Consider the following 16456-nt stretch of genomic DNA (forward strand, 5'->3'; position numbering starts at 1 on the left):
ACACATCAAGTTCAGTTTTATGAGATTAAACATGAGTTAATATTATTTAGTCTTAATATAAATAATTAATTTTAGCTGATAAAAATATATATTATGAGTCAAACCCATACAGAAAAGAAAATCAAACCTGTTGCACCAAAAGTACAAGAACTGATCAATGCTTCTAAAAGCATTATTCTGGCTACTGTAGATGCAGAAGGAAATCCCAATTCAAGTTATGCCCCTTTTGTTCAGGTAGAGAATACATTTTATATTCTGGTATCTTTCATGGCAAAACATACTAAAAACCTTGCTGACGGAAGAAAAACATCCATCATGTTTATTGAAGATGAATCAGCTACGAAACAGATTTATGCCCGCGAGCGTTTAACTTTTGAAGCAACCACTTCTCAAATTGAAAGAGATTCTGAAGTATGGACGCAGGTAGTTGCCAAGCTAAAAGAGACTCACGGAAAAGTAGTAGATGTCATTTCCGAAATGGGAGATTTTATTTTAATTGCCCTTCAACCTGTGAAAGGATCTTATGTAAATGGATTCGGGAGCGCTTATTTTGTAGATGCTAATCTGGAAATTGTAGAACATAGAAATGACGTGAATCATCAGTCTAAATAATTAAGCATGGAGCTTGAAGAAGGATGCTGGAAGTTGATAAAAATTAAGCCGGTAGAGAGTTTGTTTTTTCATTAATGGTCTGCAAATTATTTTATAACAAATAGTAACTTCCATCCTCCAGCTCCCAGCTTCAAGCTTTTTTTAGTATTTTTGTTTCATATAAAAAAGAATGCCACTCTACAGAGATTTTTCAGATGATAATGCCACCATCCTTGTTTGGAAGTATGATGAAAGTGAAGAGCTTGATATCCATAACCTTCTGGAGCCGGAAAATGCTGAAAAGGTAAAAGATTATCATCCCAAAAAATTATTGGAAGTCCTGATGGTACGCAAACTCCTGAAAGGATTAAAGCCCGATTCTAAGATTTTATATAAAGAAAGAGAACCTTTTCTTTCTCCCAATGATGCGGAAATTTCCATTACACACTCTTTTCCCTTTGCAGCCATCGCCATTTCTAAAAATAAAATAGGAATTGATGTTGAAAAGTTCAACCCGAAGATTTTAAGGGTGATTGATAAATTTACCTATGAAAATGAGCGTGGGTTCATTCCTGAAGACAAAGCAGACACTTTTTATACAATTATATGGAGTGTAAAAGAAAGCATGTACAAAATTCACCACTCAAAATACTGGTCTTTAAAGAAAAACTATGAGGTAAAGCCTTTTGAGCTGAAACACCTTCATAAGATTAGCTGCCGTGTCTATGACGAACAGTTTTCAGATGAATTCAAAGCCAGGGTAGAGTTTTTCGATGACTACTGCTTTACGATTGTGGAGGAGTAGGATCAGTTTCGTTTTTATATTTTTCTATAACTTTTCTCTGTTCTTTTGCTACATCATAGATCAGTTCCAGGATGTCATGGATGTTTTTAAGCTCTGTTAAATGCGATACTTTATCAGGATCTCTTCTGTCTACGATGTCATTTTCTTCAATCTCCGTTTTTCTTTTCAGAAGCATATCTTCAATAGAAGAATCTTCAGGCTCAAGGCGGCTTTCCATTTTCAACGTTTCATTGATGTCATTTCCGTTGAGAAGGGTAGAGGTTTGCTGCATTTCTGCTTCAATTTTTCTGCTCCAGCTTTCTGCATCTATTTCAGGATATTGTTCATTACTCTTGGAATATTGAGAAAGAGAAGCGGTATATGCTGTGATCAGATGTGATGTAGCTACAAATTGGTGAACAACTTCCAGCTTTTTCTGCTGGTTTTTAGGATCCGAAATCATTCTCTGGAAATTGTCGGAAAGGTTGGCCAAAGAAATGATCGCATTTTTTCGCTTTACCTTGTAATCTTCAAGGTCAAAATTTCCCTGTAAGAATTTGGAAATCACACTCTGGAAATAGATAAGGTTGTCTGTTGCAGACTTCTTCATCAGGTCCAGATTCTGGGTATGTTCCCAAACCGGAAGTACAATGTAAGATACTGCAAAAGCTATGATTCCGGCAATGGCTGTATCAAATATTCTATCTTTAAAAATGATATTTACTTTTCCCGGATTTAAAAAATTAAAACTCAGGAAAACATAGATTGTCATAAATAATACCGCCCAAAAATACCGTCCTTTCAAGAAGCTGAAACACATGATCATGCTGATAAGTAAAATAGCAAATAAAACACCGTTAATATGTACAAAATGGAGAATGGCGTAAGCAATGCTGGCTCCTGCAATTGTTCCATAGAGACGGAGAAGATTTCTCTGCTTTGTAATGGAGTAGGCCGGTTTTAAAATAGCAGTAATGGTAATTAATATCCAATACGTATGTCCCAATCCTAAAAGATCAAACATTGAGAAAATATACCCCAGCAGCAAAGCAGTTGTAATTCTTATCGCATGGCGGAAATGGGAAGAGGATAACGAAATATTATTCCTTAAAACCTTAGCATTGAGTTTGGGTTCATTAGGCATAAATTTTTTCAAATCTAATCCTGTGGATAAACTCTTTGCCAGTTTTATATTCTGAGAAAATACTTTATAAATCTCGTTGATTTCTTTGGTGATTTCATAGATACGCATCAGGATCTGGCGCAGGATCATGAAATTTTCCAGGTTGTCGGGAGAAAGCTGCTTATTTCTGAGTTCGAAATAATTATAATTAAGATTCTTTAATTCCTGTTCCAGATTCACCATCGGTTTTGCTCTGGTACCACTTTGAAGCGCGATTCCGATATTAGTGATCTCTTCTGCCAAAAGATTGAGATAATCATGGATATTAACGAGAATCATACTATCTTCAAAGCTCTGCTGAAGCTTCTGATAATCACTTTCAGAGGTCATCAGCTTTTCATGAAGGTCCATAGAATTCAGGAACATCAACATCAATAAACGACTCGTTGTTGTGGATTCATTGACTATGGTTCTCGTTTTAAAAACAGTTTCTCTGGTGTCTTCCTGCAGGTTTTTTATTTCAATCTGCTTGGCGATAACCTGAGTGGTCAGTTTATTAAAATCCGGATTCTTCTGATAATAATTCGCTTTAATCTTTAAAAATTCAGCCAGCTGAAGATAGTTTTCCCCAATCATCTGGCTTGCCAGTTTATAAGGACGGATTGTTGTTACAATAAGGAATATAAGTAGAAACCATATACAGCCTGAAGCAAAGATCAGTAGACTTTTAAAGATATTGCTTCCTGTAAGATGACCGTCAATAAAGATGGCAAGTACCACAAGCGATAATGAGCCTACAGCTGCTAATCTCTGACCATACACTCCAATGAGCGAGAAAAACATTCCGAAGACGATCACCTCCAGAAGTACCAGGGCTTTAATATTCATCACAAGACTTGCGATGAGCGCGACAAAAACAAAACAGAAGATCGCAAAAGTAAGGGCATTCCTTCTTCTGATGAAAGGACCTGGCTGGTCTGTAAGCGCTACAAAGCTGGTTCCGAGAGGGAAAAGGAAATATTCCTTCAAAATCCCGAAGTGGGCAAGGACTAGACAAGGCAGAACAGTAGCTAATGTAATTCTGATAGCAGAATATACATACTGACTGGTTACAAATTTTTTTAGTTCTGCCGAATAGTTCATACTACAAAAATAGCTATTGAATTTAAGAAAATCGCCATAAAAAAAAGACTTTTATAAACTTAAATATTATATTTTTTTAAGTGGGTTGTTATACTATTAAAAAAATTGAAAAGCAATCAGATTAATCACCAGGGATTAGCCATTCATATTTCAATGGTGAATTTTTTGCTTCGTAAAGTGAATAGTGAATGATGGCAGCGTGTAAAATAATTTGACAAGCGAAGCGGATTGACTATTCACAATTCATTTTTAACACAACAGCTAACAAATCTTGTTCCATGAATTCTTACCTTAGCCTATCTCAACTCTTAAATAGCAACTTTATGAAAAACACCCTTAAAAATATCTTCGTCATATTCTTTTCTTTTTTCATTCTAAGTTGTAGTTCACAGAGCAAGGAAAGTTTTAAAGCAAAAGAAATTTATAAATCCAACAGTCTGATTGTTACTCAGATTTCAGAAAATGCTTTTATTCATACTTCTTTTAAACAGACAAATGATTTCGGAAATGTACCCTGTAACGGATTGATTGTAAAAGATAAGAATGAAGCTATTGTTTTTGATACACCCACTAATGATAAAAGTTCAGAAGAACTGATACAATGGATTAATGAAAAACTTCATGCAAAAATCAATGCAGTGATCCCGACTCATTTTCACGATGACAGTCTGGGAGGATTGCTGGCATTCCATAAAAAGAATATTCCATCTTATTCGTACGTTAAAACAATAGAACTGGCTAAAGAAAATAATTTTGTTATTCCTGAAAACAGTTTTAATGATTCCGTTATTTTGAAGGTAGGAAATAAGGATGTTGTCGCCAGGTATTTTGGAGAAGGGCATACAAGAGATAATAGTGTTGGATATTTCCCGAGTGAAAATATTCTGTTTGGAGGCTGTTTGCTGAAAGAGCTTGAAGCAGGTAAAGGATATTTGGGAGATGCGAACGTTTCCGCCTGGTCAGGTACAGTTGAAAAAGTTAAAAAAGAATATCCCAATGTGAAAATTGTAGTTCCCGGACACGGAGATTATGGAGATAGGAGACTTCTTGACTATACTATTACATTATTTAAAGGTCAATAGTGAATTTTTGCTTCGCAAAGTGAATGGTGAATGGTTGTAGTCTGTAAAAGAAATTGACAAGCGAAGCGGATTGACGATTGACAATTGACCATAAAAAAAGCCTCATTACAATGTATGAGGCTTTTTTTATATAGCTGTAGCTGTTTTTTAACGATCGTTGTTGGATGTTTCTTCTCCAATGTTCCAGGTAAGACCGAAACGAAGTGTGTTATCCAAAGCACTGTTGATTTTAGACATATTGATCAGGTAGGAAAGATCAAGTCCGAAAGAACGGTATCTTAAACCAACACCCGCTGTTGCAAACTGTCTTGCTCCCTGCTCTTCACTTTCATGGAAGTAACCTCCTCTTACAGAAAATGCATTGTCATAAGAGTATTCTAAAGCACCACTATACATGATACTGTTTTTGTTTTTGAAAGATTTTCCGATACCAGCCATTGGCCCTACATTCGGGATTTGATAAATAGGCTGTCTTGTATTGGGATCAATTCCTGCATACTCAGATCCGGGAACCAAAAGTTTTGAACCTTCCACAGAAATTCCAACTCTGTTCATATCATCCAGGTACATGTCATATCCAACCCCTAATCTTGCCATTGTAGGAAGATAAGATCTTGATTCTTCATTTCCTGTATAATCCAGTTTCGGACCTACGTTCTGAATTGCTAAACCAGCATTCACTTTACCATCATATCCTCCGATACTGGAGAATCTTGGTGAGGTATAGTATGCTGAAACATCTACTGCGAAACTGTTAGCCGCTTTAAGTGTAGTGTCTGTGTTGAATCCTCCGGCTAAGTCTGAACGGATAAATCTACCGGTAACAGCACCAGAGAATGAATCGGAAAGCTTCAAAGCATAAGCAACGTCAATTGAGAATTCGTTTGGTTTTGATGTACCCATTGATGCAATCTCTGTACCTACCAGCTGAGTAAGATCTACCTGCCCCATGTTGAAATAATAGATACTTGCAGAGATTGTAGATCTCTCTTCCTGCCCCAGAAACTTGTGGAACGAAGCATATAATAAGAATACATCATTGGTAAGTTTTCCCATGTAAGGCGTATAGTTAAGACCTACGGAAGAACTTGTTCTGCTGAAAGGATATTTAGCCGCATTCCAGAATTGTGAAAATGCATCCGGAGAAGTCACCACCCCTTGGTCTCCCATACCTCCTGATCTCGCATCAGGCGCAATTCTTAGGAAAGGAGCTCCGGTAAGAACTGGGTTTACTTTACCTAAATCTTGCGAATAGCCTAAAAAACCAGCACTCAAACCAAATCCTAAAAGCAGTTTAGTAGTTAAATTCATATGTTGTCTTTTATATATTATCAGTTTTTTATTAATATTATTGTCTATGTATTATTTAATTATTTCAAAAGTACCATTTTTTCTACAGCTGTAGCACTTCCTTTGCATTTTTCTTGATTTTGACTTTTTGCAAATATCTTAAAAATATACGTACCTTTTGCTACTGTTGACCCAAAATCATCTCTTCCGTCCCATTCTATTGCCTGACGAGGGGTTCTAAAGCCCTGTAGGAACGGTTCTGCGACTACCGGTTGTGATAAAGTTCTTACCAATCTTCCGGTTATTGTATAAATTTGTACGTTCACATCCAGGATATCATCACAATTGTGCTCAAACTGAATATAGGTTTTGTTTGTAAACGGATTTGGCCAGTTCAGCGGACGGTTGATCGTCAGGTGTTGGTCAGATTCATCTTTAACTTCAAAATTTAACGTAGCAGATGTAGAATTATTGTTTATATCCCAAACTTTAAATGTCAATTGATGTTGTCCAATTGCTAAATTTCTGAAAGGGTAGCTTACATTTCCTTTTTGGTAGTCAGCAAGACTTGGATTTAAACATCCGTTTCCTTCTCCCGCACTATAAAAATCATTTAAAACAACTGTATTGATAATCTGTCCGTCCAGGTATGTTGTAATATCATGACCTACCCCTGATCCTGTGGAGTTGATTCCTGTGTCATCCGTAAGACAGGCAAGAAGCATTGGATTTTGGTTGGTAATTCCACCATCCGCAAAGTTGGTGTTATTCATGTACAGTTTTACTTTTGGAGGCTGGTTATCATTGATTCCATTAGGGTTGATATCACCTACCTGTACTGCCTGGTTGTTAAAAACATCCGTTGACTTATTGTCTGCATAGGCTAAAATTCTTCCCTGGCCCACCGCATAATTAATGTCTTTAGGAACATAGAATTCTGCAGTGAATACTCCGTTTACAGCAGTTCCGGCAGCTTTTACAATAGCACTTCCTTCCTCTGTATAATCTAAAACAGGGGATAAAATACCGGTGTTATTTAGCGTTTTCTTATTTAATCTCTTATCAAAAATATTGATGCTGACTCTCCCGTTGAAGGTATTGTTCAATGTTCCGTTTGGATTATTGATGTGTCCTTTTATTTTCACGAAATCCAATCCTCTGATCAGTCCCGGAACAGGAGTTTCAATATTATCAATGGTAAGGAGTCTTTGCGGTCTGCTTAATTTCATAGCAGGATCACCAAGGAAGTTTACCTTTAGGTGGTTATTGTTTGGCCCCTTTTGCTTTTTAGCAAGTAAGTGAGCATTTCCTAATGTATTGAAATCATCATTGGTTAGTTTAAATATATTCTGAGTGAATGTATTCGTAAAATCACGTCCATAATCTACACCAATAGCACGGCTGGAAGTAATCATTGTCGATGCACCTCCCTGCTTCATTTTGATAAACTGTTCTCCTACAGAATTTGTTGAAGGCTCATCCCATAACGTAAATTCACAAGTGATGGTAGAAACAAAAGGGAATCTGCTGTATACATTAGAGAAATTGTTGGCATTCTGCACCTCAGTAGAGGTTAATACTCTTTCCTGTGCCCAGCCATTGATTCCTCCATGTCCGAAATAAAACAGATATAAACTATTTCCGATCGCATTGGAAATAGCCTGATTTACCTGCGGATATCTTCGTCCTCCAGATGTACTCTGAGCGTTGAAGGCATCCATATATAATTTTTTAACGTTATATTCTTTCAATTCAAGCTGGCCGGGCTGTTCAAATATTGTAGCCAGACTGTTGTCCATTACATTGTGGAAAGGACTTCCTCCTTCGTTATTATCATCCACAACGAAATCAAGTCTCATACGCCAGTCTCCGAAAGGAGTCGACTGTCCTTGAAGAGAGTTATAATAAGCCAGCGTTTTATTGATCATATCTCCTGCTTCACTCGCGTTTGCAGCCGGGATTCTTCCCACAGGCAGATCCGGTAAATTATTTTCAATTAATAATGTGTTCTGCGGTTTGGTCATTACAATATAATCATCCGTTACAAATGAGGATACGTAATCTGAAGACTGCTCACTCTGATAGCTGGAAACAACATTTGAATTATTGGGAACTCTGTTTTTATAATCAAATGAAGCATCACCCAGAATAAATACATATTGAAGTCTGCCAAGAGGAGTATTGAGTTTGCTAACGAAATCTCTTATAGCCGTAAGATCTTTACTTCCGCTGCCGTATTCTTCATAGATTTTGTTGACATCTACAATTTCCACCTTATAATTATGAGCGGTCTGATGATAGTTGGCAAGTCTTTGTGCCTGGCCCATCATTTCAGGAACCGTCAGAATCAGGTAATCTATATTTTGTAAAGCAGAAAGATTCTGATTGGAAATTCTTCCTACAAACTGTGGACTGAAAGCCGCATCAGCACGGAAAGCCACAAATTCATTATTGAAATTCTGATCAGCTGCCGTATAAGCAAAGTTGAAAGCGCCGCCTCCGGCTTTATTCACTCTTCTGTTGGCATTGGTAATATCTGTTACGTCCCATACCTGCTCTATATTAGCAGCATTGGTAATACTGAACCCGTAATCTGTATTGCTTCCGCTTACAATGGAATAATCCCTGAAGTTCATCTGTGACCCATTGAAGGCAAGATTTTCTTTGTACTGAACTTCTACATAGTCAAAATAGAAAGTTCCGTTGGGGTTTTTAGAAATATCAGGATTATAAACCATTGTAATCTGGTTTCCGGTAAGATTGGTAAGCGTTCCGGTATAGGTCACAGGGTAGAAGGTATACTGATACGATGAAGTATCCGTAGGGATCGTTTGCAGGGGATGCGGATTTAAATTATTGATTTTAAAATCAATTGTATTCTGCTGCGAATTATACGCTACCACCTGAGTTCTGTATCGTATAACATCACCTGCCTGTATAGGTGAGTTGGTAGAAAGTGTTACTGTTTTTTCATTGCTGAAAGGAGTGTCCTCCACCCATGTTCTACCTACTTTCAACAGGTTTTTCTGATCCTTGTTGATCACCTGGTAACTGTCATATCTGGTTATCAGCTGGGCAGGAAGGTTTCCGTCAACAGTCGGAACTCTTTTTCCGGAACCTTTGTCAAAATTGATATAGTAATAAGAGTAATCTTCATATATATTTTTGACATTATTACTTCTTTCGCTGAATCGGGTATCTTTTCTTTTAAAACCATTTCCATTGGAAGTGTCATAAAGATTATATCCATCAGGACCCTGAGCGTAGAAAAGAGCATAATCATTATCGTTCCACACCCCGTCATCTTCACCTACTACCTGAATGGCATTCTCCTGTAAAGCGCCGTATCTTGCATCCTGGTTATATTCAGGAAGCATTACCCCTCCGTTTCCATAAATTCTGAAATTTTTAGGATTTACAGAGCCGGGATTGATTCCGTTGTCTTTTAAAAACTGTGATGTAATTTTGAATACGCCGGATTTGTCAACTTTTATTTTATAGAAGTTGCCGCTTGATAATGGATTGGCAGTTGTTCCTATTTTATTAACAGTCCCTGTAGTATTTACAAATGAAGAGGCTTCTGAAACATTAAACGAAGATAATCTCTGAACACGGCCTTTTACATTTTTAAACAAGGCAACACTGATGCTGGCATAGCTGTCTCCCTCCAAATTATAATAGGAAACATCTGCTACATCATAATCAGGAAGTCTTCCTTTGTCCAGTTCAAATAAATCCTGAGCAGGAACGCTTTCCCAGACAAGATCTGAAATTTTAAGCTGCTTTTCTCCGATTTTTTGCTTGGTTACTATAAAAACATTATTTTGGCTGAAAGAAAAACCCTCATTTTTAAAATTAGGAAGATTTAATTTTGTATCGCCAAAATCCTGAATTTTTGAACCATTCCATTCTATGGTGTTTCTTTGGGCGTAAAGTGTTGATGCAAAAGCGATTAAAGATAAAAGCGTAATTTTTCGTTTCATGTTTACTATTGAAATTGCTAAATTACAAAATAAATGAAAATTTTAGAATTAAATTGCGATACAATAAAATTAAATTGTTAACGTTTTTCAAAAAAATCAAATGTTTACTTGATTTATTGAATAATTTATTTTTTCTTTGTACTTTGAAAATATTTATATCGACTATGAAAAAACTAAAGTTGTTTTCATTAATAGCATTAAGTTCTACACTTGCATTAACCAGCTGTGGCGGATCAGGAACCAGCAAAGGTGGCGGTACCAAAAAATTTGTCAGTAAAACAGGTTGGAAACCAAACGAAAAACAAGGTTGGTTTTTTGCAGGAAAGCAACAAAAGCAGAAGGGGTGGCCTGGAATGGTATATGTAGAAGGTGGAACTTTTACAATGGGATTAGTGAAAGATGATGTTATGCACGATTGGAATAACACACCTCGCAGAATGCAGGTAAGTTCATTCTTTATCGGAGAAACAGAAATTACTAACTACGAATACCGCGAATACCTTACATGGTTGAAGTATGTATTCCCACCAAGTGATCCTAGTTTTAAGGAAATCTATAACGGTGCTTTACCGGATACCTTATTATGGGACAACAAATTAGCAAGAAACGATTATAATGAAACCTATCTGCGTTCTCCGGAATTTGATTACTATCCGGTAGTAGGTGTTTCATGGACTCAGGCAAACAGATACTGTGAGTGGCTGACAGACAGAGCGAATGAAAAAGCTTTGATGCAGTCTGGTATCATTGCCAAAGATTTGTATATCAACGAATCCAACAACCAGGGAGGGACTGCTTTTAACATGGATAAATTCAAATCGAATGATCCGGAAATGCAGGGATATATCAATGAAAAAAGAATGCAGCAAAAAACTGGTATGAAAACTACAAACCAGAGATTGCTTGCAGCTAACAGAGCTCCAAATTCTGCAATGGTACAGAAGTTCAGACTTCCTACCGAAGTTGAATGGGAATATGCAGCTCTTGGTATGGCGAAAACCAGAGAGTATAACCAATACTTAGGTAAAAAACCTGAAATCGAAAGATTAAGAGGTACCAAAGGAAGAGACAGAGGAATGTTCCTTGAAAACTTCAAAATGGGTAAAGGTGACTACTCAGGGATTTCAGGATGGAAGAACGATGGTTCTGCACAGACTTCTGACGTAAGAAAGTATCCGTCTAATGACCTTGGTGTATATGGTATGTTCGGGAACGTTTCAGAATGGACTGCGGATGTTTACAGACCAATCATCGATGAGGACTACAGTGATTTCAACTACTATAGAGGAAACATGCCTCAGGCTATCGTAAGAAACGGTGACGGAACTTATAAAATGATCGACGAAGGTACTATCAAATATGATACTTTGGCTGACGGAAGATTAGTTTATAAAGGACTTCCTGGACAATTCGAAAGACAAACTATCGCTGATTACAGAAACTACAGAGATGGTGACAGACAATCTTCTTTAGAATATTACAGAGCTTCTGATTCTGCCGCAGGTTTCGATATGTACAATTCACCTAAACAAAGCTTTGTTGTAGATGGTGCTGGTAGAGTTAAGTTACAAAAAGATACCAAAGACAGAACTTCAGGAATTTCTAACGAGGTTAGAGTTGTGAAAGGAGGTTCTTGGCAGGATACAGCATATTGGCTGGATCCGGGACAAAGAAGATATAAAAATCAAAACAGAGCTTATGGTTGGGTAGGATTCCGTGTTGCACAGGATTCAAGAACTAACGATAAGGGTAGAACTAGAAGATAATATTTATCAAAAAATACTTATAAAAAACCTTCCGGATTTTCGGAAGGTTTTTTTATTTTTGAACCATGAAATCGCTTCGGTTAAAAAGTCTGAAATACTCATAGAGATTTGGCGATTGCATATGACCTCTAAAAAAAATATATATTTCCACATGAATATAGAACAGTTTTATCCTTTATTTCTGCAAGCATCAAAAGTGACTATTGATAGCAGAAAAATAGCAGAGAATGATATTTTCTTTGCCTTTTCCGGTGAAAATTTCAATGCCGCTACATTAGCAGAAAAAGCCATAGATGATGGAGCGTTGGCTGTAATTGTTGAACTTCCGGAATTTGAAAACAGAGATAAAAATATTTTCTATGTTCCGTCTACCCTTGAGTTTTTACAGCAGCTGTCTATTTATCACAGAAGCAAGCTGAGCATTCCTTTTATCGGGCTTACAGGAAGTAACGGGAAGACGACTACCAAAGAATTGATTCATGCTGTCCTTTCAGAAAAATATAACGTACAGTATACATTTGGAAACCTGAATAATCACATCGGAGTTCCTTTGACAATCCTTTCTATTAAACCGGAACATGAAATGGCTGTTATTGAAATGGGAGCCAACCATCAGAAAGAAATTGAGTTCCTGTGTACCATCGCTCAACCTGATTTCGGATATATCACCAATTTTGGGAAAGCTCATTTAGAAGGATTCGGTGGATTTGAAGGAGTAATTAAAGGAAAATCTGAGCTTTATGATTATCTTAAAAATAATAACAGAACTGTTCTTGTTAACGAAAATGATTCTATCCAAGCCGATAAAACTGAAAATTATTCATCTAAAATTACTTTTGGAAAAGAAACATCAGATTATAATTTTGAATCTTTTTCCGCAGAACATTTTGTAGGATTGACTTATCAGGGAGTAAAAGCCGTTTCAAAGCTGACAGGGGAATATAATTTTACCAATCTTTGTGCAGCAGCAAGTCTGGGACTTCATTTCGGAATCAGTTTTGAAAAAATAAAACATGCTCTGGAATTGTATACACCTACCAATATGAGATCACAGGTTGTGAAAAAAGAGGGCAGGACTTTAGTGCTGGATACCTATAATGCCAACCCAAGCTCTATGACGGCTTCTTTGAATAATTTCATCAGTTTTGAAGGAAGTAAAACCATTATTATCGGAGATATGCTGGAATTGGGTGATGAGAGTGAGAAAGAACATCAGAACATCTTAAAACTGGCTCAGGATCTTAATTTTAATGAAATTATTACAGTAGGAAAACATTTTAAAGAGGTTAATTCTTCAGATCTTGCTTTTGAAAACACAACCGTCTTAATAGAATATTTAAAACAGAATAAAATTCCGTCTGAAAATATATTGTTAAAAGGTTCCAGGGGAATTGCTCTGGAAAAAGTAATCGACTTTATATAATAATACAAAAAGAAAAAGGAGGTTGAAAAGTTATTGAATAATACCTTCCAGCCTCCTTCTTCCAGCTTTTAGCCTTTAAGCTTCCAGCTTCTTCATATCCCAGAATTCCTGTACTATCAGGATAATATTTTTAAAGGTACTTGGAAAAACTTCTTGCTCAATTTCTGATGTCGTTTTCCAGGCTACCTCGGTAATGCCTTCTTCTATTTGTGGTTTGGAAGTATCTTCACCATCAAAGTTCATTTCAAACCAATGGGTGCATTTAAGGATTTTCTCTCCGTTTCTTTCTATATAGATATGGTAAGTGGTATTGATGAACTTTAAAAGTTCAACATCACTCAATCCGGTTTCTTCTTCTATTTCCCGTACTGCAGACTCTTCTCTGGATTCTCCTTTTTCCATCTTACCCTTCGGAAGATCCCATTTGCCCAGTCTTTTAATAAAGAGAATTTTACCTTCAGGATTATTTACCAGGCCTCCTGCTGCTTCTATAATTCTGAAAAGCTTTTTGAATTCCTGCCATATTTCATCCAGATTCTCTCCATACACATTAAGTTCCTGCACAGAAGTATTCTCCAGAAGATCTAATGCTATTTCTAAGGTTGTGAAACTTTCATACCTGAGCTCTTTTTCAAGATTTTCAGGATATTGAGACACTAATAGCTTTTTTTCGTTGACAAAAACTTTATACATTTTATGGGAAATTAATTACGACTGAAAATCAAATAGTTATTTTTTTTAACATTAAAACTCAGAGTTTTTTACTATTTTTTATTACAATCACTCACAAATATATAAAATTGTCGTAAAAACTAACGATTAAATGTGGGCATATTTATCTGTTTACGTCTAAGTCAGAAGGAAAAATATACTCTTTATTCATTTGAAATATGAAGGTCAGAAAATATTTGAAAAAAATTTAATGAAGGAGTTTCCAGGCTTGAGATTATATTTTAAAAGTATGTTTTAGTGGTGTGCCTTTGTAGATTTTTTTTAATTTTGCTAGAGTAGCAAACGTATGGATACAGGTTTCATCAGATTTATGAAAGCAAATTACTCCAGATTTTATGAGTCCAGATATTGTATGATTAGAAAATTATGTAGTAAATAAAATATTGAGTAATAGTTTGAAGTATTTATGCACAAAAACTTTATACATTTGTAAGAGTTAAGAATTTAATTATAAAAAATAAAAAATGAATTTAGAAGGACGAAAGATTATTGTTAATAAATCATCTAAAGAACTTACCGAGTTGCTGAAATCACCTGAAAATTATAAAGATTTTATGCCGGACGGTCTTCAAAAATTTGAAACAAGAGATAACGGATTTAAATTTGGACTACAGGGAATGCCGGAAATCGCGTTAAAAATAGATGAAGTGGATGACCAAAAAGCTGTTTTAAGATCTGCAAGTTCAAGTCTTGACTTTACCTTAACAGCAACTTTAAACCCGATTAATGATAACCAGACTGAAGTTCAGATGTTATTTGAAGGGAAATTCAACCCGTTCATCAAAATGATGGTAGAAAAGCCATTACAGAACTTTATCAATACGCTTACCGATAAAATCGAAGCTTATAAATAATAAAAAAACCTTCAAAATGAAGGTTTTTTTTGATATTTTTATACTATGACTCCCGAGCAATGGTCGTGGGAACTTCCTGTAGCGGAAGAAAGTATATTTACTTCATTATTTATTTTTAAGACTCCCATAAAAGCAAAGATCAGGGCTTCCTTATAATCGATGATTTCCTTTTTAGGGATAATTACTTCAGTTTGTGTTTTTGATCTTATTTTTTCGATTAAAAATGAGTTGTAAGCTCCTCCTCCGGTAATAAGGATATGTTGTATATTATTTGTATTGATAACATTGGCGATCTGTTGTGCGCTATGTTCCGTAAAAGTGGCAAGGGCATCTAAGATTTCAATATTTTTAAGAATCGGAAATATATGCTCATGACACCATTCGATTCCCAAAGATTTTGGGTGTGAATGCTGATAAAAATCTAAAGCATTAAGATCCTTCAGTAAAGCTTCATTTATTTCTCCTTTTTGAGCAAGCTCTCCGTTTTCATCAAAACTTTTGTTGATTTGTTGTGCTAAATAATTCAATACAATATTAACCGGAGCAATATCAAAAGCGATTCTTTTTCCGCCTGAATGTAAAGAAATATTGGAAAATCCACCAAGGTTTAAACAGGCGCTGTACTCTGAAAAAAGTAATTCATCACCTATTGGAACCAGTGGGGCTCCGTTTCCATTCATCAGCACATCCTGACTTCTGAAATCATAGATAACGGGTAATCCGGTTTCCAGCTTGATCGCTCTGCCGTCTCCAATCTGAAGGGTAAATTTTCGCTTAGGTTGATGGAAAATCGTGTGGCCATGAGAGGCAATCAGACTGATGTTTTCAAGCTGATGTTTATGAATAAATTCTTTCACCTGCCGGCCAAGGTAAAAACCATATTCTGAATTCAGTTCCAGTAAATCTTCAGCAGAAAGATGAATAGAGTTTCTAAGTTTGTTTTCCCAATCCTCAGAATAGGAAATTGTCTCGGCTTTCAGGATCTGAAAAGTCCACTTGTCCTGTTTTTCAAATTCAGCAAGACAGATGTCCAAACCGTCCAGACTTGTCCCGGACATCAGTCCAATAGCCAGAGCTTTCATTATTTTTCGGATTATTTTTTATTCTCAGAAATTCTCTTTGAACTGAAATCTCCTGAGTTGTTATAGAAAGTATATTCAGAAAAGTCATCCTTTGCGGTCATTCCATTGGCTCCTACCAGCGTAGAACCGTCTTCCATGGTAACATATACAGTATCTTTGGTATAGATTCTGTTTTTTCTTTGATCCCAGTAAATACTCTGCATGGCAAATCTCTGACCTTCATTGGTTTTTATCCTTACGTCACCTTTGGCTTCATAGAATTTTTTGTACTCAAAAATGCGGGCGTATTTAGCTGTAATCCTTCCCGGAACCTTAGGTTTCTTTTTATCAAAAAACTCAATATCAATTCCTTTTCGGGCTACTACATAAGGGCTGTCGATCAGCTCATACTTTTCGATGATGGGTGCTTTGGCTTTTAAAGTGACAAAGCCGGAGTCACGCTGTATAATATTGGCGTTGTTGATGATCTGTGAAGGGAAATTTTTGCTTTGGCTGCCATTTCTTTTGGTAAGGTCCTCTTCACAGGATGTCAATATAAAAAATATAGCACAACTAAAAAGGCATGCTATATTTTTATATGATATTTTTTTTGAAAAATTCATT

General features: G+C 36.2%; 12 protein-coding genes. 6 read left to right on the forward strand and 6 right to left on the reverse strand.

The window, feature by feature from the left end; translation table 11 throughout:
- The first annotated feature begins 93 nt into the window (after positions 1-93).
- Both ACLMCG_RS09410 and ACLMCG_RS09415 read left to right on the forward strand, forming a co-directional pair.
- Positions 94-612 carry a pyridoxamine 5'-phosphate oxidase family protein gene (locus ACLMCG_RS09410; protein ID WP_223599337.1) on the forward strand — a complete coding sequence of 173 codons (519 nt, stop codon included), beginning with the start codon at positions 94-96 and terminating at the stop codon, positions 610-612.
- A gap of 169 nt (positions 613-781) precedes the next feature.
- On the forward strand, positions 782-1396 hold the full coding sequence (locus ACLMCG_RS09415; RefSeq protein WP_223599338.1) for a 4'-phosphopantetheinyl transferase family protein: 615 nt from the start codon (positions 782-784) through the stop codon (positions 1394-1396).
- Here ACLMCG_RS09415 and ACLMCG_RS09420 read toward each other — a convergent pair.
- Entirely contained in the window at positions 1377-3641 is a 2265-nt protein-coding gene (locus ACLMCG_RS09420; protein WP_223599339.1) for an FUSC family protein, read from the reverse strand. The genes ACLMCG_RS09415 and ACLMCG_RS09420 overlap by 20 nt on opposite strands.
- Before the next feature lie 323 nt (positions 3642-3964).
- Here ACLMCG_RS09420 and blaCHM point away from each other — a divergent pair, with 323 nt between their 5' ends.
- The gene (blaCHM, locus tag ACLMCG_RS09425; RefSeq protein WP_413960515.1) at positions 3965-4723 is read left to right on the forward strand and encodes a CHM family subclass B1 metallo-beta-lactamase; all 759 of its coding nucleotides are present in this window, start codon (positions 3965-3967) and stop codon (positions 4721-4723) included.
- 147 nt (positions 4724-4870) lie between these two features.
- Here blaCHM and porV read toward each other — a convergent pair whose 3' ends face one another.
- Complete coding sequence (gene porV, locus ACLMCG_RS09430; protein ID WP_047378455.1) at positions 4871-6034, reverse strand: type IX secretion system outer membrane channel protein PorV; 1164 nt, start codon at positions 6032-6034, stop codon at positions 4871-4873.
- A 59-nt stretch (positions 6035-6093) separates the two neighbouring features.
- Positions 6094-9996 carry a type IX secretion system sortase PorU gene (gene porU / locus ACLMCG_RS09435; protein WP_413960514.1) on the reverse strand — a complete coding sequence of 1301 codons (3903 nt, stop codon included), beginning with the start codon at positions 9994-9996 and terminating at the stop codon, positions 6094-6096.
- Positions 9997-10160: 164 nt separating this feature from the next.
- On the opposite strand from porU, the gene gldJ reads away from it, so the two are divergent.
- Entirely contained in the window at positions 10161-11762 is a 1602-nt protein-coding gene (gldJ, locus tag ACLMCG_RS09440) for a gliding motility lipoprotein GldJ (protein WP_413960513.1), read from the forward strand.
- A 151-nt stretch (positions 11763-11913) separates the two neighbouring features.
- The gene (locus tag ACLMCG_RS09445; protein WP_413960512.1) at positions 11914-13185 is read left to right on the forward strand and encodes a UDP-N-acetylmuramoyl-tripeptide--D-alanyl-D-alanine ligase; all 1272 of its coding nucleotides are present in this window, start codon (positions 11914-11916) and stop codon (positions 13183-13185) included.
- Positions 13186-13260: 75 nt separating this feature from the next.
- Here the strand turns inward: ACLMCG_RS09445 and ACLMCG_RS09450 are convergent, their stop codons facing one another.
- Positions 13261-13878, reverse strand: coding sequence for an NUDIX hydrolase (locus tag ACLMCG_RS09450; RefSeq protein ID WP_413960511.1), 618 nt, complete (start codon positions 13876-13878; stop codon positions 13261-13263).
- A gap of 503 nt (positions 13879-14381) precedes the next feature.
- Between ACLMCG_RS09450 and ACLMCG_RS09455 the strand changes: the two genes are divergently transcribed.
- Positions 14382-14771, forward strand: a complete 390-nt coding sequence (locus ACLMCG_RS09455) for a hypothetical protein (RefSeq protein WP_047378450.1) — start codon at positions 14382-14384, stop codon at positions 14769-14771.
- A gap of 38 nt (positions 14772-14809) precedes the next feature.
- On the opposite strand, the gene ACLMCG_RS09460 is transcribed toward ACLMCG_RS09455, so the two are convergent.
- A complete protein-coding gene (locus tag ACLMCG_RS09460; protein ID WP_413960510.1) occupies positions 14810-15853 on the reverse strand; it encodes an anhydro-N-acetylmuramic acid kinase in 1044 nt (347 codons plus the stop codon).
- 11 nt (positions 15854-15864) lie between these two features.
- The gene (lptC, locus tag ACLMCG_RS09465; protein WP_047421210.1) at positions 15865-16455 is read right to left on the reverse strand and encodes an LPS export ABC transporter periplasmic protein LptC; all 591 of its coding nucleotides are present in this window, start codon (positions 16453-16455) and stop codon (positions 15865-15867) included.
- Position 16456 lies beyond the last annotated feature (1 nt).

It is taken from the genome of Chryseobacterium sp. S90 (assembly GCF_047444895.1).
Taxonomy (GTDB): Bacteria; Bacteroidota; Bacteroidia; order Flavobacteriales; family Weeksellaceae; genus Chryseobacterium.

What these genes read in the sequence shown, in the direction of transcription:
- lptC (WP_047421210.1), bottom strand. Translation starts at nt 16,455, where the DNA reads ATGAATTTTTCAAAAAAAATATCATATAAAAATATAGCATGCCTTTTT.
- porV (WP_047378455.1), bottom strand. Translation starts at nt 6,034, where the DNA reads ATGAATTTAACTACTAAACTGCTTTTAGGATTTGGTTTGAGTGCTGGT.
- porU (WP_413960514.1), bottom strand. Translation starts at nt 9,996, where the DNA reads ATGAAACGAAAAATTACGCTTTTATCTTTAATCGCTTTTGCATCAACA.
- ACLMCG_RS09410 (WP_223599337.1), top strand. Translation starts at nt 94, where the DNA reads ATGAGTCAAACCCATACAGAAAAGAAAATCAAACCTGTTGCACCAAAA.
- ACLMCG_RS09450 (WP_413960511.1), bottom strand. Translation starts at nt 13,878, where the DNA reads ATGTATAAAGTTTTTGTCAACGAAAAAAAGCTATTAGTGTCTCAATAT.
- ACLMCG_RS09460 (WP_413960510.1), bottom strand. Translation starts at nt 15,853, where the DNA reads ATGAAAGCTCTGGCTATTGGACTGATGTCCGGGACAAGTCTGGACGGT.
- ACLMCG_RS09420 (WP_223599339.1), bottom strand. Translation starts at nt 3,641, where the DNA reads ATGAACTATTCGGCAGAACTAAAAAAATTTGTAACCAGTCAGTATGTA.
- ACLMCG_RS09445 (WP_413960512.1), top strand. Translation starts at nt 11,914, where the DNA reads ATGAATATAGAACAGTTTTATCCTTTATTTCTGCAAGCATCAAAAGTG.
- gldJ (WP_413960513.1), top strand. Translation starts at nt 10,161, where the DNA reads ATGAAAAAACTAAAGTTGTTTTCATTAATAGCATTAAGTTCTACACTT.
- blaCHM (WP_413960515.1), top strand. Translation starts at nt 3,965, where the DNA reads ATGAAAAACACCCTTAAAAATATCTTCGTCATATTCTTTTCTTTTTTC.
- ACLMCG_RS09455 (WP_047378450.1), top strand. Translation starts at nt 14,382, where the DNA reads ATGAATTTAGAAGGACGAAAGATTATTGTTAATAAATCATCTAAAGAA.
- ACLMCG_RS09415 (WP_223599338.1), top strand. Translation starts at nt 782, where the DNA reads ATGCCACTCTACAGAGATTTTTCAGATGATAATGCCACCATCCTTGTT.